Raw genomic sequence first — 19911 nt, 5'->3', positions numbered from 1 at the left:
GCGTCACTGTATCGTGTAGGGATCAGATATAGCTGCGCACGCCGGGCAGCACCCAGGCGAAGCCCAGCGCTACAAGAGCCAGGATGGCCGTCACCAGGGCTTCCGGACCGAAAAAGGACAAGGCCTGCCCCATCACCCCATTGACCTGATCCACAGGCGCCAGCGAGACAAGGTTTTCCAGCTGGCTGCCCGCCACCGCAGAGCCAGTCGCCCCGGCGCCGCCCAGCGCCAGAAAGCGCACCCGGTCGGGATTGGCGAGACGCTTGGCGACATGCTCCACAAAAACCGGGTCGTCCTGCGGCGGCGCCACCTCGGCGAACATCGCCGTCAGGTCCGCATCAAAGGCGTCGTCGTTCAGATGATCATGTTCGTCCGTCATGCCGCCGCCTCCTTGCGTTCGAACCAGGCTTTCAACTTGCCCTTGCCGCGATTGACATGGCTCTTCACCGTGCCGAGCGGAAGGCCTGTAACCTCCGCTGCGTCAGAATGCGACAATCCTGACGCATAACATAGTACGACACAGACCCGCTCTTCCTCACCCAATGTGGCGAGCGCCCGGTCGAGATCCACCCGCGCGCCGCCATCGCTAGGCGCCTGGTGGGTCTCCATGGGTTGGGCCTTGAGCTTTTCCATCGTCTTGTCGATCGCCTTGCGCTTTCGCGCGCTCATCAGGAATTCGTTGTAGGCGATCCGGCACAGCCAGGCCTTGAATGATCCTGCGCCTGAATAGGCGGAGATCTTGTTATAGGCCTTGATGAACGTCTCCTGCGCCAGATCATCGGCCAGGGCGGCGTTGCGGCATAATCGCATCAGCACGGCGCGCACAGCGGACTGGTAGCGGGTGACCAGAGAGGAGAACGCCCTCTGGTCCTTGCCCGCGATCACCATCGCTATCAGTTCGCCATCACTGGGCGTCATGCCACAGCTCCCCCTGACAAGACCGGATCAGTCCTGATCTTTCTTGCGCGAGAACAGCCCGAACAGCATCAGAACCACGCCGATAAAGCCAGGAAAGGCGGAAACGGCGACCATAATCGTCACAACTTGATTGTCGCCCTCAACCGTGCCGATCGCGACTCCCAACACGATCAATGCGGCTGCAATAGCGATGAGGATCGCGCCGGCTTTCAGATCGCCGCCTTTCGGCTTTTCCTGAACACCCAGCGCCTTGATGGTCTCGGGGCTCAATTGCTGACCGCTGCGCACCGCTTCGCGGACCGTCTCAAGCACGGCTTTCCGCCGTGATGCCGACCCGATCACATTCAGCGCCACGATCGCCACGACCATCGTGAACAAGCCCAGCGGAATCAGAACTTCTTCCATAATCAACCTCCAGATTTGGGACGCGCTCAAGGCGTCCTGTACTGCTTAGATGCCGGGTGCGGTGCGATTGGATGCAAACTCGACGACGGCGACGCCAAAAAGCTGCATGTGGAAATAAGCGATCAAGGCGGACGCCAGCAAGCCAATAAGCACAGCGGTGAGATCCGCCCACAATTGACCGGGCCGCGCAAAGTGCCCGCCGCTCCAATAACCCTCCACCAGCAAGATCGCAGACCAGCCCGCGAACGCGCCGAACAAAACGATGGACGCCAGCTCGCCATTGGCCAGGAGGTGAGATCCCGACCACAGAAAGACGCCCAGCGTCATCGGGTGGCGCGTGATCGAACGGATATGGCTGGGCAGATAGGTGGCGATGATCAGGATCAGCGACAGCGGCACCGCCACCAGCGCCAATGTGCGCGTCCAAGCGGGCGGCCACCAGATATTGACCGACGGGTGGGCCAGAATCTGGCCATAGATGATCAAGGTCAGACCGATCGTGCTGAGCACGGAATAGAAGATCGCAAACAGCGCTTCGCCGGTCACTTTGACCACCAGCGCCTTGATCCCCAGAACTCGCGTCAGGTGAACCCCGATAAAAAAGATCAGGCCTGTGATCAGCACGCCCATAAACAGCCCTCCCCTTGAGCCATGCAAACCTAGACCGACTCTCGCCCTGCTGGCGAGTGGAAGTGTCGGTCTGCGGCGCCACGTCTAATTGCCCCCGCTCCGAAAGAGACCAGACTGAAAAAGGATTTGCGGAGGCTCCATGACTGATCTGCTGCGGTTCTTACTGCGTCACGCCATTCTGGGCATGGCGATCGGCATCGCCTTCACAGCGGTGCTCCTGGTTCTGGATGTCGGTCATCTCAGACGCCTGACCGAAGGCAGTCTGACTGGCCTCGGCGTCCGGCTGCTTCTGGCTTTCTTTATCGGTTCCACATTCGCCAGCCTGCAGATGGGCATCGCGGTGATGTACAACCCGCCCGGCGATGGAGCGTCTGATGATGCTGACGATGGGGCTGGCGAAGACTGATCGCCTTTCCCATCTGACTCTTTCGTAATGCGCGGCCGCTGCGTGGACTGTTTCATCGCAAGGGGGCGATGCCCTATGGTGCGCGCAATCGAGCCAACATCCTTTGGGAGGGGATATCTCATGCGTTCACTTCTTCTCGCCGCCGCCAGCGGGCTGGCGCTCGCCGCCTGCAGCCAACCGGCTGACACCTCATCTGACGCCGGCGCCGCATCGAGCACCGACACCCAGGCCGCACAGCAAATGCAGGATGCGTCCATGACCGATCAGGCTGAGGCGACAAACCCGCTGATCGCGGAATGGGACGGCCCGTTCGGCGGCGTGCCCGCCTTTGACCAGATGGAGCTGTCTGATCTGCGTGACGCGCTGGAGATCGGCATGGACCGCTCCCGCGCCGAGATCGAAGCCATCGCCAACAATCCCGACGCGCCGACCTTTGAGAACACCATTGTCGCCATGGAGCGCACCGGCGACGCCCTGGACCGCGTGTTCGTCTATTACGGCATCTGGTCGTCCAATATGAGCTCGCCCGAGTTCCGCGAGATCCAGCGCGAGATGGCGCCGGTCCTGTCGGCCTTCTCGTCGGAAATCACCCAGAACGAGGCGCTGTTTGCGCGCATCCGCGCCGTCTATGAAGGCGAGGAAATGGCGACGCTGCGCCCCGACCAGCAGCGCCTTGTCCAGCTCACCTATGACAGCTTCGCCCGCAATGGCGCGACTCTGGAAGGCGCCGAAGCCGAGCGCTACGCCGCCATTCAGTCGCGTCTGGCCGAACTGCACACCCGTTTCGCCAACAATGTGCTGGCGGATGAAGAAAACTACGTCACCTATCTCAATGACGATCAGCTGTCCGGCCTGCCGGAAAGCTTCGTCACCGCCGCCGCCAATCTGGCCGCCCAGCGCGATCATGAAGGCGAGTACGCCGTCCTGAACACGCGCTCCTCGATGGATCCGTTCCTGACCTATTCCGACGAGCGCGATCTGCGCGAGGAAGTCTGGCGCACCTATTACAATCGTGGCGACAATGGCGATGAGTACGACAACAACGCCATCATCGCCGAAATCCTGCAGCTGCGCGACGAGCGCGTCGGGCTTCTGGGCTATGACAATTACGCCCAATGGCGTCTGGAAAACCGCATGGCGGGCAATCCGGAGAACGCGCTGGAGCTGATGGAGACCGTCTGGCCGGCCGCCATCGCCCGCGTCGAGGAAGAAGTCGCCCAGATGCAGGCGCTGGCCGATGAGCGCGGCGACGACATCACCATCGAGCCGTGGGATTACCGCTACTACATGGAAAAGGTGCGTCAGGCCGAATACGACCTGAACTCCGAGGAAGTGAAGCAGTACTTCAACATTGAGAACCTGCGCGAAGCCATGTTCTACGTGTCGGGCGAGCTGTTCGGCTTCGCCTTTGAAGAGATCACTGACGGCTCCGTGCCGGTCTTCCACCCCGATGTGCGCGTCTGGGAAGTGACCGACAATGAAAGCGGCGATCATATCGGCCTGTGGTATCTCGATCCGTACGCCCGCCAAGGCAAGCGCTCGGGCGCCTGGGCGACCAGCTATCGCGGTCACACCACGTTTGACGGTGAAGAAACCGTGCTGTCGTCGAACAACTCAAACTTCATCCAGGGCGCGCCCGGCGAGCCTGTGCTGATCAGCTTTGACGATGCGACGACCTTCTTCCACGAAATGGGTCACGCGCTGCACGCCCTGTCCTCGAATGTCGCCTATCCGTCGCTGAATGGCGGCGTGCGCGACTATACCGAGTTCCAGTCCCAGCTTCTGGAGCGCTGGGTGCTGACCGAGCCGGTGATCGAGAACTATCTGCGTCACGCCGAAACCGGCGAGCCGATGCCTGATGATCTGGTGGCTCGCATCCGCGCCGCCTCGACCTTCAACCAGGGCTTTGCGACCACCGAGTATCTCGCCTCGGCGCTTGTGGACATGTACTTCCACACCGCCGACCCTGAAGGCATCGACCCTGACGCGTTCGAGCGGGAAACGCTGGAGCGTCTGGGCATGCCCGACGAGCTGCCCATGCGTCACCGCACCCCGCACTTCGGCCACATCTTCTCCGGCGAAGGCTATTCGGCGGGTTATTACGGCTATATGTGGGCGGACGTTCTGACCTCTGACGCGGCGGAAGCCTTCGCCGAAGCGCCGGGCGGATTCTACGACGCCGAAGTCGCCGAACGCATGGTTCAGTACCTGTTCGCACCGCGCAACTCGATTGATCCGGCCGAGGCCTATCGCCAGTTCCGCGGCCGCGACGCCACCGTCGAGCCGCTGATGCGTGACCGGGGCTTCCCGGTTCCGGGCGAAGAGGGAGAGGGCGAATAAGCCTCTTACCCTTACGACAAGACAAGGCGGGCGGCTCAACGAGCCGCCCGTTTTTGTTTCCGCTCCCCTAGAACGGCAGTTCGGTCAGGTCCGGCAACGGCGCCGTGATCCGTGCGCCATCCACATCCTCGCCCGCCATGAAGGCGTGCATGACCGCATGAACCTCAGGCGTCGTCATGTAGAGGTTGTGGCCTGCGTTCTCGACGATCACCCAGTCCAAATCGCTCATGCCCGCCAGAGCGGCGCGTTGACTGTCCGGATAGGTGCGGCCATCCAGCGTGCCGGACAGCAGCAGGATCGGCGTATCGCCCTGCGGCGCGGCGCGAAACCCGTCGCCCAGATCCAGCCCGTCCCAGAGGCGGTTCAGCTGCGGCATGGGAAAATTCAGATACGCGCCCAGAAGCGCGGTTTGCGCTTCTGCCTCCACCTGCGCCAGCCGCGCATCGGTGATGCCGGACGCCAGGTCCATCGCAGTCGACATCGGGCTGAGGCTGATCGGTTCGCCCAGATCATAATACCGGCCGATCAGAGCCGCGGCGAGGTTTGCACTACCCGCCTGATCGAGCTCTGCATACATCGCCAGCGCGATGGCCGCCGAACCGGGGTCCGCGATCAGGCCCGAGGTCATCTGTTGCAAGTCCCGACGTTGCAGCAAGAACGGATGCACGCCGTCACGGGTCTGCACCTGGATCATCATGGGCTCGGCCTCGAGCTTGGCGTGCACCCGCGCCATCAGGCCCGCAATATCCGGATAGGCCGCGGCCGCCGCTGGCTGCGTGTTCACGGCTGATTGTAGCCTTTCAATGTAAGCCTCTGTCTGTGATGGCATTTTCACGGTCTGGTCGAGACCTTCCGCACTGGCCAGGATGGCGCGATCAATTTCGTCGGGTATCGTTTTGAGCGCCGCCATGGCCAGATGCGTGCCATAGGAAATACCCCACAGCGTCACCTGCTCTGCGCCCAGATGGGCGCGCAGATCGGAAATATCCGCGACGCTTTGCGCCGTGGTGTAGCCGTCGATCTCCACACCTTGCTCATGCCAGAACATCCGGCATTCCAGCGCGGCCTGACGATAGGCCTCCGCAAACTCGGCGTCGGTTGTGGGTTCGGTGTCCGGCACGGCCACGTGGGACACGCAACGGGGCAGGTCATTGCTCGACAGGCCCGTGCCGCGCTGATCAAAGGCGATCACATCGCCATGCTGACGCATCTGCATGAACAGCTCGAAACGCTGCGCGCGCGCCGTCCCGGTTCCCGAGCCGCCCGGCCCGCCGGCGAGGTAGACGATGGGCGGACCATTCGCGCCCTCCAGCGCCGGGAAGCGCACATAACCGATCTCGATCATCCGGCTGTCCGGATCATTGCGGTTTTCGGGCGCCTGGAACGCGCCTTGATACGCCTCGACGCTGTCGCCGGCATTACTGGTGAAGGTTATGGGATCTTCCGCCTGAGCGGCGCCTGTCAGCGCCAGAGCGGAAACGATTGCAAACAAGCCTGACCGCATGTGTTTCTCCATTATGCCATCATCCCGCTCTTGCGGCGGGGCAAGGAGCATGGTTGGTCTGATCAGCGCCCTGTGTCAGGCGCGCTTCGGTCAGCGGCGCGGCCTGATCGGTGAACGGCGCCCGGAGAGAGCCCAGTTGAAGATCCAAGCGCACACCCTGCTCCCCCTTGCATTGGCGCTGCTGATTGGGCTCGCCCTGCCGTCTGGCGCGCACGCACGCCAGGCCATCAATCTCAGCGGCCTTCCCATGGTGGTCTGCCCTGTCGAAGCTCAACAAGCCTCGCCGCCGACTTTCGATGCGTCCACGTGCGAACCCGGCCGGTTTTACGCCCTTGATCCGCAAGGCCGGGACCTCTGGGCGCGACTGACTTTCACCGTCGATCAGGACTGGATCGACACCTCCGGGCCCAAAGGCGTCTTCATTTCAGGCCTCGCCGCCAGCGAATTGCATCTGAACGGGGTGAAGATCGGCGCCAACGGCCAGCCCGGACCAGACCGGGCGTCAGAACGTCCCGGACGCATCGATTACGCCGCCCACGCCCCGCGCGACCTATTTGTGGCGGGCGAGAACACGCTGGATCTGCACCTGTCCAGCCATCACGGCTTTCTGACCCTGAGAGCGCCGATGCAAGGCCTGTTTCTGGACGAGTACGGCTCTCCCACAGCTGATATTCTGAGCTATTACTGGCCCGGACTGATCATGCTCGGCGTGTTCATTCTGGGCGTTCTCGTGTTTCTGGCCATGGCCGCCAGGGCGGAAGATCGGGAAACGCCGATTATTCTCGCCGTGATGAGCGCCAGCCTGGGCGCGCAGCTCCTGATCGAGACGTCCCGCGGGCTCGTCGCCTATCCCTACCCGCTGCATGATGCGCGGTTGATCGGCATTGTTCTGGGCGCCTATCTCTTCTCGCTCAGCCTGATCGCCTATGGCTTGAAGGAATTCTCCCCTCTCAGCCTCAAGCGCCGCCTGTCGGGCCTGGCAGGCGCCGCTGTGTTGCTGCTGGCGCCGGTCGCTCTGGCCCGCGGGTTTGACGGCAAGACCTGGACCACGCTTGCTCTGGCGTTCGGTCTCGTTGCACTCATCGCAGGATATGCGGCATGGAAGGGGCGGCGAGATGTCTGGCCCAACGTTGTCGGGTTCAGCTTCGCAATGGTCCTGGCGGTCTTCACCCAAAGCCATTTCATCGACTTGCACCTGTACTGGCTGGGGGCGCTGTTTCTGATCGCGTTGTTCGTCCGGCAGGCGCTGACCCTGATCCGGGAACAGGCGCGCCGCCGCGCCGAAACCCGCCGCGCCGAAGCCCTGGACGCTGCTCTCGCTCTTGCGCAACAAGCGTCTGAACCCGCCGTGCTGACGCTCGAGAGCGCAGGGCGCACCGATTATGTCCGCACTGAAGAGATCATCCGCATTCAAGGCGCGGGCGATTATGTGGACCTGGTCTATGCCGATGGCCGCACCGTTCTCTACACGCTGACGCTGACGGCGCTCGAACAGCTTCTGCCGCCCACATTCCTGCGAGTGCACCGCTCACACATCGTCAACACCGCCCATGTGGAGCGGCTGGAGCGTGAGCCGGGCGGCGGGGGACGGCTGGTGATGACCGGAGAGATCGAAGTCCCCGTCAGTCGCAGGATCATGCCCCGTGTGAAAACCGCATTGTCGCAGGCAGGCGCAGCCTCCGCTGCAACGATCGCCGTTTGAGCGGAACGTGTCCAAGCCCCGGACGTTAGCAAAGAGACCCCGATGGCTGAGGACGCGTGCTTGTAAGCCGCCCACAGCCCCTTACCTCTAGCGGCACACCCCCGATAGGAGCTCCCCCCATGAATATCCTGATGGTCCTGACCTCACACGATCAACTTGGCGACACCGGCGAGAAGACCGGTTTCTGGCTCGAAGAATTCGCCGCGCCCTATTACGCGTTCAAGGATGGCGGCGCGAAGCTCACCCTCGCCTCGCCCAAGGGCGGCCAGCCGCCGCTGGATCCCAAAAGCGACAGCGAAGACGCCCAGACCGAAGACACAAAACGCTTCAAAAGCGACGAAGACTCGCAAAAAGCGCTCGCCAATACGGTGAAGCTCTCAACGGTGAGCGCGGAGGATTTTGACGCCGTGTTCTATCCCGGCGGCCACGGCCCGCTCTGGGATCTGACCAATGATGATGACAGCGTGGCGTTGATCGAGGCGTTCTGGAACGCTGACAAGCCGGTCGCTGCGGTCTGCCACGCCCCGAGCGTTCTTCTGAACGCGAAGGATGAGCATGGCCATCCGCTGGTAAAGGGCCGCAAGGTCTCCGGCTTCACCAATTCAGAAGAAGAGGCTGTGGGCCTGACGAATGTGGTGCCCCACCTTCTGGAAGACGCCTTGAAGGAAAAAGGCGGTGATTATCACAAGGGGGAGGACTGGGCGCCGTTCGCGGTTTCCGATCATCGCCTGATCACCGGCCAGAACCCGGCCTCGTCCAAGCCGGTCGCCGAAGCGCTGATGGCACAGCTCAAGATCGGCTAAGCGACCGCCCTTCCAGAAAGCCCCCGGCGGACCTGTCCGCACGGGGGCTTTTTAGTGCGCTCAGGCGCGAGGGGCGCGGCCGCCCGTGGCAACGCCGGAGACCAGAAAGGCCAGCGCCAACACGCCCAGAATGGCCGCGACCACATAGAACTCGGCGTCATAACTGCCCAGCGCGCCGGTATATCCCAGGATCGCGAACACGCCCGCCAGACCGGCGAACAGCGTCACCAGAAACCCCGTCGCGCCATTCGCCCGCGGTTGCGTGGTTTCATATGTCGCCAAGGGCGCATCAATATCGGTGAGCAAGGCCTCAGGCGGCTCCTGACCGGAGGCGGCATAGGTTTTGAGAAGCTCGAGCCGGGCCTGTGTGTTCTTGAACCGCATCAGGCTGCTCCACCCGGCGGCGATAAAGAAGCCGAGCGGAAACAGAAGCCACCAATACGCGCTGAAAAGTGAAACAAAGCCGTCCATGGATCAGGTCTCCTGTGCCTGACGCGCCTTTCAGCGGCGCGCCGTGTCCGTCACCCTCAAGGAGTGATCTGAGGCACACTATGACCCAGGACCGAGGGCACCATCAGGGAAGCCTGTCATGTCAGGACGGTGACATGTGTCATGAGAGCTGCGCTGCAAACACCGCCCCATTTGCGCGCTTCAGTAATGCGGCGGCTTTTCATTGACGGGCGCGGGCAGGCCCGCCTCCAGCTCGGCGATCCGCCCGTCAGACTGGCTCAACCGCGCCTTCAGCGCCTCGATCTCTTTAGTCTGACGGGTCAGAACCTCGGACAGATCATCGAGCATTTGCTGCTGCTCGGCGACGTGGATTTCAAGCTGGTCGAGGCGGTCAGAACTCATCACACGCTTCCTGGCGTTTCAATCACAAGCACGCGGGCAGCGCCCTGCGGGTGGGCCACATGCGCATCCCCGGACTGAGCGTGAAACACATCGCCCTCTTCCATCGGCAGAATAGAGACCTCACCGGCGGCGTCCTTGACGTGCATGTCGAGCTTGCCCTTGAGCAAGACAAACACTTCCGGCCCGTCATTGACGTGCCACTTATAGGGCTGGTCGGTCCAGTGCATCCGAACCGTCGCCGCATCAAAGCGCTCAATGTCCAAGGCGTCCCAGGCGCGTTCACCTGTATAGCTCTCTGGCTTGATCAGTCTCATCTGCAGCTCCGGTCAGATTGACCGCCCTACTCCCACTCAATGGTGCCGGGCGGTTTGGAGGTGACGTCGTAGACGACCCGGTTCACGCCGCGCACTTCATTGATGATGCGGGTGGCGGTGCGGCCCAGGAAGTCATGATCGAAGGGGAAATAATCCGCCGTCATGCCATCCGTCGAGGTCACCGCGCGCAGGGCCAGCACATTGTCATAGGTGCGCGCATCGCCCATCACGCCAACCGTTTGCACGGGCAGCAGCACGGCGAACGCTTGCCAGATGCTGTCATAGAGCCCCGCCTTGCGGATCTCCTCGATATAGATCGCATCGGCCTTGCGCAGGATGTCAGCCTTGTCCTTGGTCACTTCGCCCGGAATACGGATGGCGAGGCCCGGCCCCGGGAAGGGGTGGCGACCGATAAAGCTTTCGGGCAGGCCCAGCTCACGACCCAGCGCGCGGACCTCGTCCTTGAACAATTCGCGCAGCGGTTCGACGAGCTTCATGTTCATGCGCTCAGGCAGACCGCCCACATTGTGGTGCGATTTGATGGTCACGGAAGGACCGCCGTCAAAGCTGACGCTCTCAATCACATCCGGATAGAGCGTGCCCTGAGCGAGGAAGTCCGCGCCGCCCACGCCCTTGGCCTTGTCTTCAAACACGTCGATGAAGAGCTTGCCGATGGTCTTGCGCTTCTTTTCCGGATCGCTTTCGCCCGCGAGCGCAGACAGGAAACGCTCTTCCTCGTCGGCGGCGACCAGCGGGATGTTGTAGTGCTCGCGGAACAGCGAGACGACCTGATCGGCCTCGCCGGTGCGCATCAGGCCCGTATCCACGAACACGCAGGTCAGCTGATCGCCGATGGCTTCGTGGATGAGCACGGCGGCGACCGAGCTGTCCACGCCGCCGGACAAACCACAGATCACCCGGCCCGAGCCGACCTGTTCGCGGATCTTGGCGATGGCCTCTTCCTTGAAGGCGGCCATGGTCCAGTCGCCCTTCAGCCCCGCAATATTGTGGGTGAAGTTGCGCAGGATCAGCGCGCCGCGCGGGGTATTGACCACTTCAGGGTGGAATTGCACGCCGTAAAAGCGACGGCCCTCGTCCGCAATGGCGGCGAAGGGGGCGTTTTCGCTGGCGGCGATGGGGTGAAAGCCTTGCGGGATCGCGTTGACGCGGTCGCCATGGCTCATCCAGACGCGTTCGAGATGGCCCACTGCGCCCAGCCCCTCAAACAGCGGGCTGTCGGCGACGATCTCGATATCGGCGCGACCGAACTCACGTTCTTCCGCCGCTTCCACACTGCCGCCCAGCTGGGCGCACATGGTCTGCTCGCCATAGCAGATGCCCAGCACCGGCAAGCCGCGTTCGAAAACGCTTTGCGTGGCGCGCGGCGTGCCTTCACCGTGGACGGAATTGGGTCCGCCCGACAGGATGATCGCCTGGGGCGCATAGACGTCCAGGAAGGCGTCATCGACACGGTTGAAGGGGTGAACCTCGCAATACACGCCGCTTTCGCGGAGCCGGCGAGCGATCAGCTGGGTGACCTGACTGCCAAAGTCGATCACCAGCACTTTTTCATGATGGGCCTGAATCTCGGTCATGGCTGCGCATAGCGCAGACGGACGCGTTTCGCCAGAGGGTAAGCGCACGCCAGCGCCACATCCGGATGCAAATGGTTTTCCTCCGGCTGCGGGAGCGCTATGTTGCATCCATGATTCAACGGTTCGCCGCCTCCCTGCCCAAAATCCTGACCGCGATGATCTTCATCGCGTGCTGGACCGTGCAGGTGTGCGCCCAGCCGATTGAACCCGCCGGTCATGAACACGCTAACGGCGTCGCGCACGCGCCAGCCGTCACTGATCACCAGATGGCGGGGCACGCCCATCACGCCGCCGCAAAAGACCAGGCCGATCCCCATTGCGACGACAATGCGCTGTGCGGCGCGGCGCTGGTGCTCAGCGATGCGCCCCAAATCGACGCCCCGGCGGTCTTGCCGACCGCGCCGCGACCGGACCTTGCTCAGTTGCGCCGCACCGCGGTCCAGGCCCCCGTTTATGATCCGCTGCGGCCCAGACCGCCGCCGCGCCCAACTCCCGTCCAGCTTCATTCGGTCCAGCTCAACTAGGACGCCAGACATGCTGATCCGCGCCTTGCGCGGGCTTCGCCCTGTCTGACGAACTCTGTTGAAAGACCGAAATCATGCTTACGAGACGATCCTGGCTGACCGGCGCCAGCGCGCTGGCCGCCGCCAGCCTGACCCCGAACTGGGCCTATGGCGCCCGCGCCCTCACCCAGCGCGCGCCCGACGCCCTGACCGGCACGCAGTTCAATCTGGATATCGCCCGCACGCCCTTCCGCGTGGATGGCCGCCGCGACAGCGCGCTCACGGTGAACGGAACCGTGCCTGCGCCGCTCTTGCGCTGGCGCGAGGGCGATGAAGTGACGCTCAACGTCACCAACCATCTGGACGTGGACAGCTCCATCCACTGGCACGGCATTCTGCTGCCCTTCCAGATGGATGGCGTTCCGGGCGTGAGCTTCCCCGGCATTCGCCCCGGCGAGACCTTCACCTACCGTTTCCGGCTGCGCCAGTCGGGCACCTACTGGTATCACAGCCATTCCGGGCTGCAGGAGCAGGAAGGCCTTTATGGCCCGATCATCGTCGATCCGGCCCATCACGATCCGGTCGTCTATGACCGCGAGCACGTGCTGGTGTTGAGCGACTGGACCTTCATGTCGCCTGAAGCGCTGTTCAACCAGCTGAAAACAAACCCGGAAAGCCTCAACTACAATCACCGCACTTTGGGTGATCTGGTCCGCGACATGGGCGAGGACGGCGCGCGCGCCGCGCTGTCAGACCGCGCCATGTGGGGCCAGATGCGCATGAAGCCCACCGACATCTCAGATGTGGGCGGTGAAACCTATACCTATCTGATCAATGGCCAGGGACCGGGCAGCAACTGGACGGGCCTGTTTGAGCCCGGCGAGCGGGTGCGCCTGCGCATCATCAACGCCTCGGCCATGACGATCTTCAATCTGCGCATCCCCGGACTGCCGCTGCAGGTCGTGCAGGCGGACGGGCAGAACGTGGCCCCCGTCGAGACGGACGAGCTGCAAATCGGTGTGGCGGAAACCTATGACGTGGTGGTCACCCCGCGCGAGGATCGCGCCTTCACCATCATGGCGGAAAGCATTGAGCGCCTGGGCTACGCCCGCGCCACATTGGCGCCGCGCGAGGGCATGACGGCGCCGGTTCCCGAGCTGCGCCCCACCCCGCTTCTGACCATGCGCGACATGGGCATGGATCACGGCGCCATGGGGCACGGCGGAATGGATCATGGGTCAATGGCTCAGGGCCAGATGGATCACGGTTCGATGGACCATGGCTCCATGGATCATTCCGGGCATTCCGGGCATTCCGGGGCGATGCAGGACGACGCGCCCGTCACCCACAACCATTCCGAAGGCCCCGGCGTCGCCAATCTCAATATGGCGCCGATCAGTCGTCTGGATGAACCGGGGATCGGGCTGGAGGATGTGAACCATCGCGTGCTCACCTATTCCCAGTTGCGCAGCCTGGATCGCAATCCTGATGTGCGCGCGCCGGGACGTGAGATGCAAATCCATCTCACCTCCAACATGGAGCGCTATATGTGGTCGTTTGACGGCGTGCGCTTCACCGAGATCGACGCGCCCATCGTCTTTCATGAAGGCGAGCGGCTGCGGGTCACATTGGTGAACGACACCATGATGCCCCACCCCATTCACCTTCACGGCATGTTCTTTGAACTGGTGAACGGCGGCGGCGATCACAAGCCGCGGAAACACACCGTGATCGTCAAACCGGGCGAGCGTCTGGCCTTTGACGTCACGGCGGACGAGCCGGGCGACTGGGCCTTCCACTGCCACCTGCTCTATCACATGCATGCGGGGATGATGCAGGTCGTCTCGGTGCGCCCCGGCCCCATGGACCACTCCGCTCATTCCGGTCATCAAGGCCATGAGGGTCATCATCAGCCTGAACCCGCGCCGATGGACCATTCGAGCCATTCAAACCATTCCGGCCATGGCGGCGGTCATCACGGTCATCACGCCCCTGCGCCAGAGCCTGAACCGGCGCCCGCGCACCATAACCACCACTCCGGTCACCACGGAGGCGGCGCATCATGATCCGCTCATTGCTCCTGGGCGCGACCTGCGCCCTGATCGCCGCACCGGCTTTCGCGCAAAGCCATGAAGGCGACCACGCCGAACCGCTTTGGAACGCCGCGGACCGGTATTTCGACGCCGATGTGATGGACCGGGCGCGTCATGACGTGCTGCACCATTCGGGCGCCACGCAGCATTCCATGGTGATGATCGACCGCTTTGAATGGCAGGATGCGGATGGCGAAACCGCCCTCAAATGGGAGGGCGGCGTCTGGACCGGCGGCGACATCAACCGCCTCGTCATGAACTTCAAGGGCGCCTATCTGCCCGACGAGGACAGCTTTGAGGGCGGCGAAGTCGAGCTTTTATACAGCCGCGCCGCGACCCGCTATTTCAACGTCCAGACCGGCCTGCGCCATGAGTTCGGCCCCGACGAAACGCAAGGTGTGATCGGGGTTGAGGGCTTGGCGCCCTACTGGTTCGAGGTGAACGCCCACACCTATCTGGGCGGGGATTCCGGCGCCGCCATCGAGGCGGAGGTGGAGTACGAAATCCTCTTCACCCAGCGCCTGATCCTGCAGCCGGTCGTCGAGACCCGGTTTGCGTTCGGTGACGCCCCCTCGCTCGATCAGGGCACGGGCTTTACCGATGTCGAGGCCGGTTTGCGCCTGCGCTATGAAATCCGCCGCCAGTTCGCCCCCTATGTGGGCGTCAGCTGGGAGCGCAAGCTGGGCGAGACCGCCACGATCGCCCGCTCTTTGGGCGACGAGGTGGAGGAAACCGCCCTCCTCGCGGGGGTGCGCCTCTGGTTCTAACGCAAAAGGCCCCGGCAGCGCCGGGGCCTTTTTCTTGAGCGATCAGATCCTATGCCGTGCGCTCCATCACACAGACATAAAACCCGTCCGTGCCGGTGCGGTGCGGGCTGAGCTGGATTGCGCCGAAACGGCCCTCAATGGCTTTCAGACGCTCCTGCGCGCCCTCGGCGAGGCGGCCTGACTGGGCCATGGCTTCGCTGGCCGGCATGGGCGTGAAATCAGGGTGCGTTTCAAGAAAGTGCGCGACCCGGTCTTCGTTCTCTTCCGGCAGGATCGAGCAGGTCACATAAACGAGCCGCCCGCCCGGTTTGACGAAGCGCCAGGCCTTGGACAGCACTTCATCCTGTTCAGACTGACGGCGCTTGAACGCCTCTTCCTTCAGACGCCATTTGCTGTCGGGACGGCGCCGCCAGGTGCCCGCGCCCGAGCACGGCGCATCCATGAAGACGCAATCAAGCTTGCCCTCGAGATCACCCAGCGTTTCCGCTTCCTTGCCGTCGCGCACCTGCACATTGCGCGCGCCCGAGCGTTGCAGGCGTGGCCAGATCGCGCGCAAGCGGCGGCCGTCATAATCCCAGGCGTACAGCTGGCCGGTGTTCTCCATCAGCGCCGACAGCGCCAAAGTCTTGCCGCCCGCCCCGGCGCAATAATCCAGCACCTGGCCGCCCTTGATGTCGCCCGCCGCCAATGCGGCCAGTTGCGAGCCGATATCCTGCACCTCGACCCAGCCCTTGCCGAAGGCGGGAATGCTGTCAGCCCCCGGCGCCTTGGCGCGCGGATCGGTTTCGGGAATGCGCAGGCCATCCAGGATCAGGTCAGAGACCTCGATATTCTTGATCTTGGGGGCGACCGCGCCGAACGCCTTTTCCGGCTCGGCTTTCAGACGGTTCACGCGCAGATCCACCGGCGCCCGGCCCGCCATGGCCTGACCTTCCGCTTCGGCGGTTTCGCCATAAGCGCGCTCAAAGCTCGGCGCCAGCCATTCGGGCACGTCCGCCCGCACATGAAGCGGCGCCGACGCATCGAGACCTTTGGATAACGCCTCAATCTCGGCCTCTGTCAGGGGCTCAGGCGCATGCTCATCGCCTTCGAATGTCGCGCTGATGGCGGTCGCATCCATGTCCCACGCATAGGACAACGCCCCCAGCACCAGCGCGCGCGGCGTGTCCTCGCCCATCACATGACGCAGCGCGCCGCGGCGACGCAGCGAGTCCAGCACCAGACCCGATATCCAGGCGCGATCCCCCGATCCGGCGAACCGATGCGCCTTGCCCCAGTCGCGCAAGGCGTCCTTCACCGGTTGATGCCGGTTCATCACCGCGTCGAGCACTTCAATGGCGCCGGCGATCCGTCCTGCGTCGCGCATGGGAAAGGTCTTTCTTTTTCGTTCGCCCTTACGGGCTGATGTTCCGCCATTCGGCGGGCGCGCTTTGCGCTTTGGGAGCAAAGCTCCGATGGTTGTTCACCCTTGCGGGCTGAGGGTCCGCCGTTTAGCGGGCGCGCTATGCGCATGCGGAGCAAAGCTCCGGGGTGGCTGATCACAGAGGGTGTTCGGCTCTGCAGTCAAAATCAATTAACGCCCGAAAATCGGCGTCACCGTCTCGCGCCCTCTGATACACAGTCTGCATGTTGTTTTCACGCCCTTCCGACACCGCGCTCTATAGCGCCCTTCTGAACCGGGACTCCGCTTGGGACGGCCGAATGTTTGTGGGCGTCACCTCCACCGGCATTTTCTGTCGCCTCAGCTGCCCTGCGAGAAAGCCCAAAGCAGACAATTGCCGCTTTCACGAGACGGCGGCGGAGTGCCTTGATGCGGGCTTCCGCCCCTGCAAACGCTGCAAACCGCTGGAACACGGCATGGAGCCGCTGGTCGCGGACCTGTCTGCGAAGCTTAACGCCGATCCGGGGCGGCGCTGGCGCGAAGACGATCTGACGGCGCTCGGCCTGGACCCCTCCACCGTGCGGCGCGCGTTCAAGCGCCAGCTGGGCGTGACCTTTCTGGAACTGGCGCGCTTGCGGCGCCTGCAGGAAGGCTTTGCGGCCCTGGGCGGCGGCGAGCGCGTGATCGAGGCCCAGCTGACCGCCAATTACGACTCCGCCAGCGGCTTCCGGTCCGCCGTCAGCAAATTGTTGGGCCTCGCGCCCGGCGCCTTTCGCGATGACGCCCTGCTGCGCTGCGCGCCGGTCTCCACACCCTTGGGGCCGATGATCGCCGTCGCGGATGACCACGCCCTGCATCTCTTGGAGTTCATGGATCGCAAAGCCTTGCCCACAGAGCTTAAACGCTTGTCAGAGCGGACGCCGGGCGGGCTCGGCTTCGGACGCACAAAGACACACGCCATGGTTGCAAATGATCTGGAGGACTATTTTAACGGCAGGCTGCGAGAATTTCAGGTTCCCGTGAAATTTCACGGCAGCCCGTTCACGCAAGCTGTCTGGCGTGAACTGCAGGCGATCCCCATGGGGCAGACCCGCAGTTACAGCCAACTCGCCGCACAAATGGGCCGACCTTCCGCCGTTCGCGCGGTCGCCCGCGCCAATGGCGATAATCAGCTCGCTTTGATCATCCCGTGTCATCGGGTGATCGGCGCCGACGGATCATTGACCGGGTATGGCGGCGGGCTTCATCGCAAGCGCGCCTTGCTTGATCTTGAACGGCAAGCCGCGCCTCTACCCTAGAGGAATGACGCTGATGTACGATCATTTTGCTTCACTGCACGCCCCTGGGACTCCCTTGGTGCTGTTTAACGCCTGGGATGCCGGCAGCGCGCTCGCCATTGAACGCTCAGGCGCCAAGGCCATCGCCACCTCCAGCTGGGCGGTCGCCGCCGCCTTGGGATTTGAGGACGGAGAATCCCTGCCTCTGGACTGGCTGGAGCGGATCACCCGCCGGATCGCCAAATCCATTTCCGTGCCGCTGACGGTGGATATCGAGACCGGCTATTCTGAGGACCCTGCCGAAGTCGCTGATCACGCCTTGCGCATCCGCAATACGGGCGCCGTAGGCATCAATATCGAGGATCGCGACCGCAAGACCGCAAGCCCTGTTCCACTGGCGAAGCACGTCCTCAAACTGCGCGCCATCTCGAGCGCCCAGAAGTCTGAAGGCGAGCCGCTGTTCATCAATGCGCGCAGCGACGTGTTCTTTGACCCCGAGGATCCCAGTCACCCTACCGAGCGCATGGGCCATGCGGTGGAGCGCGCCCACGCCTATGTGGACGCCGGCGCAGACGGGATTTTCTTCCCCGGCCTCAAGGACCCTGATCTGGTGGCGAGACTGGTGGAGGAGATCGGAGCGCCCATCAATGTGATGGTTCCCGATGTCGAACAGCTCAAGATCATGAAACAGGCCGGCGCGCGCCGCATCAGCTTCGGCCCGGCGCCCTATCTGTCCGCCATGGAGATGCTGACCAATTGCTCGCGTGAGGCGTTGACGCTCTGAAACGAAAAACGCCCGGCGACATTCATCGCCGGGCGTTCTCATTCAAGGCTCACCCCTGTCTACGACGGGGTCGGATAGTTCGGCGCTTCGCGGGTGATCGTCACGTCATGGACGTGGCTTTCTTTCAGGCCCGCGCTGGTGATGCGCACGAATTCGGCCTTTTCCTGGAATTCCTTGATCGTCTTGGCGCCGGTATAGCCCATGGCGGCGCGTAATCCGCCCACCATCTGGTGCAGGATCGGCGCGACCGGTCCTTTGTAAGGCACCTGGCCCTCGATCCCTTCAGGCACCAGCTTCATCCGGTCGGTGACTTCCTTCTGGAAATACCGGTCGGCGGAGCCGCGCGCCATGGCGCCGACAGAGCCCATGCCGCGATAGGACTTATAGGCCCGGCCTTTGTAGAGGAACGTCTCGCCCGGCGCTTCTTCAGTGCCCGACAGCATCGAGCCCATCATCACGCAATCCGCTCCGGCCGCGATGGCCTTGGCGAGATCGCCGGAATACTTGATCCCGCCGTCCGCAATGATGGAGCCGTTAAAGCCGTCCGCGGCGCGTCGGCAATCCATAATGGCGGTCAGCTGGGGAACACCCACGCCCGCCACAATGCGCGTGGTGCAGATCGAGCCCGGCCCGATGCCGACTTTCACGGTGTCTGCGCCGACATCAAACAAGGCGCGCGCGCCATCATAGGTCGCCACATTGCCGGCGATCACCTGGGTCGAATTGGAGGCGGCCTTGATGCGTTTGACCTGCTCGAGCACTGAAGCGGACATGCCGTGCGCGGTGTCGATGACGACCGTATCCACGCCTGCATCAATCAGCGCTTGCGCGCGTTCAAACCCGGCGTCGCCCACAGTGGAGGCGGCGGCGACGCGCAGGCGACCGTGTTCGTCCTTGGCGGCGTTAGGATAGGCTTCGGCCTTGACCATGTCCTTGACCGTCATCAGGCCGACGCAATGGCCCTCATCGTCGACAACCAGCAGCCGCTCAATGCGGTGCTTGTGCAACAGACGCCGCGCTTCGGCCTGATCCACACCAGGTTTGACCGTCACCAGGTTCTCACGGGTCATCAGCGACGCCACAGACTGGTTCAAGTCGTCGGCGAAGCGGACATCGCGATTGGTGATGATCCCGACCAGCTTGCCGTTCACGCCCTCTCCACCTTCCACGACCGGAATGCCAGAGATCTTGTGATGGTTCATCAGAGCCAGGAGCTCGGCCAGCGTCGAGTTGGGCGAGATGGTGATCGGGTTGACCACCATGCCGCTCTCATAACGTTTGACGCGGCGGACTTCTTCAGCCTGCTCTTCAATCGTCAGATTTCGGTGGATGACGCCCAGACCGCCATCCTGGGCCATGGCGATCGCCAGACCGGCTTCGGTCACCGTATCCATGGCGGCCGACAGAATGGGAATGTTCAGGGTGATCGACGGCGTGAGCCGTGTCCGCACCAAAGCGTCAGCGGGCAAAACCTCAGACGAACCGGGCTGCAAGAGCACGTCGTCAAAGGTAAGCCCCTCGCGAATCTGCATGGGGAGGCCTCCTTGTCTCTTGCGGGGCCGCTTTAGCAGGTTTCAGCGTGAGCGCAAGGCCGTTTAGCCGCGCGGGTCGACGGATTGCCCCGTTTAGCCTACATC

The 19911-nt window shown here is 63.1% G+C and carries 20 protein-coding genes; 9 read left to right on the top strand and 11 right to left on the bottom strand.

The features are described from left to right. Positions 1–22: 22 nt before the first annotated feature. From G405_RS0113125 to G405_RS16105, 4 genes are read right to left on the bottom strand one after another with little or no spacing between them, the layout of a single operon-like run. Positions 23–379 (bottom strand): hypothetical protein, encoded by a 357-nt coding sequence (locus G405_RS0113125; protein ID WP_022701980.1) that lies wholly within the window; start codon positions 377–379, stop codon positions 23–25. Continuing rightward, complete coding sequence (locus tag G405_RS0113120; RefSeq protein WP_022701979.1) at positions 376–918, bottom strand: RNA polymerase sigma factor; 543 nt, start codon at positions 916–918, stop codon at positions 376–378. The genes G405_RS0113125 and G405_RS0113120 overlap by 4 nt, the downstream gene beginning before the upstream one ends. Positions 919–945: 27 nt before the next feature. Continuing rightward, positions 946–1323 carry a DUF6249 domain-containing protein gene (locus tag G405_RS0113115; protein WP_022701978.1) on the bottom strand — a complete coding sequence of 126 codons (378 nt, stop codon included), beginning with the start codon at positions 1321–1323 and terminating at the stop codon, positions 946–948. A 45-nt stretch (positions 1324–1368) separates the two neighbouring features. Beyond that, a complete protein-coding gene (locus G405_RS16105) occupies positions 1369–1953 on the bottom strand; it encodes an NnrU family protein (RefSeq protein ID WP_022701977.1) in 585 nt (194 codons plus the stop codon). Positions 1954–2092: 139 nt separating this feature from the next. Here G405_RS16105 and G405_RS16100 point away from each other — a divergent pair, with 139 nt between their 5' ends. Both G405_RS16100 and G405_RS0113100 read left to right on the top strand, forming a co-directional pair. Further along, positions 2093–2359, top strand: coding sequence for a hypothetical protein (locus G405_RS16100; RefSeq protein WP_022701976.1), 267 nt, complete (start codon positions 2093–2095; stop codon positions 2357–2359). A 120-nt stretch (positions 2360–2479) separates the two neighbouring features. After that, complete coding sequence (locus tag G405_RS0113100; RefSeq protein WP_022701975.1) at positions 2480–4699, top strand: M3 family metallopeptidase; 2220 nt, start codon at positions 2480–2482, stop codon at positions 4697–4699. Positions 4700–4766: 67 nt separating this feature from the next. Here the strand turns inward: G405_RS0113100 and G405_RS0113095 are convergent, their stop codons facing one another. Then, a complete protein-coding gene (locus G405_RS0113095; protein WP_051143393.1) occupies positions 4767–6203 on the bottom strand; it encodes an alpha/beta fold hydrolase in 1437 nt (478 codons plus the stop codon). A gap of 49 nt (positions 6204–6252) precedes the next feature. On the opposite strand from G405_RS0113095, the gene G405_RS16695 reads away from it, so the two are divergent. Together G405_RS16695 and G405_RS0113085 are read left to right on the top strand one after the other, a co-directional pair. Continuing rightward, positions 6253–7905, top strand: coding sequence for a LytTR family DNA-binding domain-containing protein (locus tag G405_RS16695; RefSeq protein WP_022701973.1), 1653 nt, complete (start codon positions 6253–6255; stop codon positions 7903–7905). 119 nt (positions 7906–8024) lie between these two features. Continuing rightward, positions 8025–8708 (top strand): type 1 glutamine amidotransferase domain-containing protein, encoded by a 684-nt coding sequence (locus G405_RS0113085; RefSeq protein ID WP_022701972.1) that lies wholly within the window; start codon positions 8025–8027, stop codon positions 8706–8708. Positions 8709–8768: 60 nt separating this feature from the next. Here G405_RS0113085 and G405_RS0113080 read toward each other — a convergent pair whose 3' ends face one another. From G405_RS0113080 to guaA, 4 genes are all read right to left on the bottom strand, one after another. Beyond that, positions 8769–9179: a hypothetical protein gene (locus tag G405_RS0113080; protein WP_022701971.1), complete on the bottom strand. Its 411-nt coding sequence runs from the start codon at positions 9177–9179 to the stop codon at positions 8769–8771. A 180-nt stretch (positions 9180–9359) separates the two neighbouring features. Further along, entirely contained in the window at positions 9360–9560 is a 201-nt protein-coding gene (locus G405_RS0113075; RefSeq protein WP_022701970.1) for a SlyX family protein, read from the bottom strand. Then, positions 9560–9874 (bottom strand): cupin domain-containing protein, encoded by a 315-nt coding sequence (locus G405_RS0113070; protein ID WP_022701969.1) that lies wholly within the window; start codon positions 9872–9874, stop codon positions 9560–9562. Before G405_RS0113070 ends, G405_RS0113075 begins: the two co-directional genes overlap by 1 nt. A 26-nt stretch (positions 9875–9900) precedes the next feature. Next, the gene (guaA, locus tag G405_RS0113065) at positions 9901–11469 is read right to left on the bottom strand and encodes a glutamine-hydrolyzing GMP synthase (protein WP_022701968.1); all 1569 of its coding nucleotides are present in this window, start codon (positions 11467–11469) and stop codon (positions 9901–9903) included. Between the two features lie 110 nt (positions 11470–11579). Between guaA and G405_RS16090 the strand changes: the two genes are divergently transcribed. The 3 genes from G405_RS16090 to G405_RS16085 all read left to right on the top strand — a co-directional run bounded on the left by G405_RS16090 (position 11580) and on the right by G405_RS16085 (position 14832). Beyond that, positions 11580–11993: a hypothetical protein gene (locus G405_RS16090; protein WP_156861545.1), complete on the top strand. Its 414-nt coding sequence runs from the start codon at positions 11580–11582 to the stop codon at positions 11991–11993. Between the two features lie 74 nt (positions 11994–12067). Next, positions 12068–14038: a copper resistance system multicopper oxidase gene (locus tag G405_RS0113055; RefSeq protein ID WP_022701966.1), complete on the top strand. Its 1971-nt coding sequence runs from the start codon at positions 12068–12070 to the stop codon at positions 14036–14038. Beyond that, positions 14035–14832, top strand: a complete 798-nt coding sequence (locus G405_RS16085; RefSeq protein ID WP_028284807.1) for a copper resistance protein B — start codon at positions 14035–14037, stop codon at positions 14830–14832. Before G405_RS0113055 ends, G405_RS16085 begins: the two co-directional genes overlap by 4 nt. Positions 14833–14881: 49 nt before the next feature. Here the strand turns inward: G405_RS16085 and G405_RS0113045 are convergent, their stop codons facing one another. Then, positions 14882–16198 (bottom strand): RsmB/NOP family class I SAM-dependent RNA methyltransferase, encoded by a 1317-nt coding sequence (locus tag G405_RS0113045; protein WP_022701965.1) that lies wholly within the window; start codon positions 16196–16198, stop codon positions 14882–14884. 260 nt (positions 16199–16458) lie between these two features. Between G405_RS0113045 and G405_RS0113040 the strand changes: the two genes are divergently transcribed. Together G405_RS0113040 and G405_RS0113035 are read left to right on the top strand one after the other, a co-directional pair. After that, positions 16459–17511: a bifunctional transcriptional activator/DNA repair enzyme AdaA gene (locus G405_RS0113040; protein WP_022701964.1), complete on the top strand. Its 1053-nt coding sequence runs from the start codon at positions 16459–16461 to the stop codon at positions 17509–17511. Continuing rightward, entirely contained in the window at positions 17444–18274 is an 831-nt protein-coding gene (locus tag G405_RS0113035; RefSeq protein ID WP_084683511.1) for an isocitrate lyase/PEP mutase family protein, read from the top strand. Before G405_RS0113040 ends, G405_RS0113035 begins: the two co-directional genes overlap by 68 nt. A 59-nt stretch (positions 18275–18333) precedes the next feature. Here the strand turns inward: G405_RS0113035 and guaB are convergent, their stop codons facing one another. Continuing rightward, complete coding sequence (gene guaB, locus G405_RS0113030; protein WP_022701962.1) at positions 18334–19806, bottom strand: IMP dehydrogenase; 1473 nt, start codon at positions 19804–19806, stop codon at positions 18334–18336. Between the last annotated feature and the right edge of the window lie 105 nt (positions 19807–19911).

The sequence above is a fragment of the Oceanicaulis alexandrii DSM 11625 genome (genome assembly GCF_000420265.1).
GTDB classification, from domain to species: domain Bacteria; phylum Pseudomonadota; class Alphaproteobacteria; order Caulobacterales; family Maricaulaceae; genus Oceanicaulis; species Oceanicaulis alexandrii.
This window is presented reverse-complemented; position numbering and strand designations above follow the sequence as displayed.